Source organism: Oleiphilus sp. HI0123 (assembly GCF_001635315.1).
The window spans coordinates 1-989 of sequence record NZ_LWGE01000379.1; the positions used below are offsets into that span (position 1 = coordinate 1).

The window sequence follows — 989 nt, forward strand, 5'->3', positions numbered from 1 at the left end:
TTAGACTCTGTAGAACCTTCACCACTTCATTCCGCGTTGAGTCGGCATTGATCACTGCTGGCGGTTCCATCGCTACCATCGCCAAAACTTGCAGCAAGTGGTTTTGAAACATATCGCGCACGGCACCTGCGCCATCGTAATAGCTACCCCGAGACTCAACACCTAATTTCTCTGCGCCGGTTATCTCAACATAATCAATATAATTTCTATCCCATAATGGTTCAAACATGCCATTAGCAAAGCGAAAAACCAGTAGGTTTTGAACGGTCTCTTTTCCCAAATAGTGATCGATACGATAAATCTGGGATTCATCAAAATAGGAATGCAAACCATGGTCTAGCTCGATTGCAGATTCCAAGTCATAACCTAGAGGCTTCTCGACCACGATGCGCTTCCAGCCTTCACACTGATCCAACAATTGACTCTTTGACAAGCAATCAGGGATCACGGTAAACATACTTGGCGGCATCGCCATGTAAAACAAAGTATTGTGCGGTGTCTGGTAGCGCGCATACAGCTCATTCAAGGTAAGCTTTAGCTTGGAGTATTCCGTGACATCGGAGGTATTCAAAGACAAGTAATAAACGTGCTGGAGAAAATCTTCGACAGTATGCGAATCAAGGTTTGCACCTTCACTTAGCGACTTTAACAAAGCCTCACGATAACTATCTGAGTCATAAGCACTGCGCGAAACACCCAAAATAAAGAAACAATCAGGCAATTGTCTAGTGACATATAAATGGAACAAAGCCGGGATAAGCTTGCGAAACGACAAGTCTCCCGAGGCACCAAAAATGACGATATTACTGTTATCAGGAACCCTCATCAGACAACTCCTTAGTCGTAGGCTTTTAGTATAGCTTACTCATTAAATAGCTCCGAGTCATGACTCAGAGCTTTTTAATCCTTATTTGATGGTTTCATCCACAAGCGCTTTTGCTTCTTTCTGAACTTTCTTCAAATGATCTGAACTGACAAAACTTTCCGCA

Annotated in this window: 1 pseudogene; it reads right to left on the bottom strand. The window is 43.2% G+C overall.

The annotated features are described in order from the left end of the window. Nucleotides 1–826: pseudogene (locus A3761_RS03590) on the bottom strand (glucose-6-phosphate dehydrogenase); the annotation flags it as partial. Nucleotides 827–989: the final 163 nt, after the last annotated feature.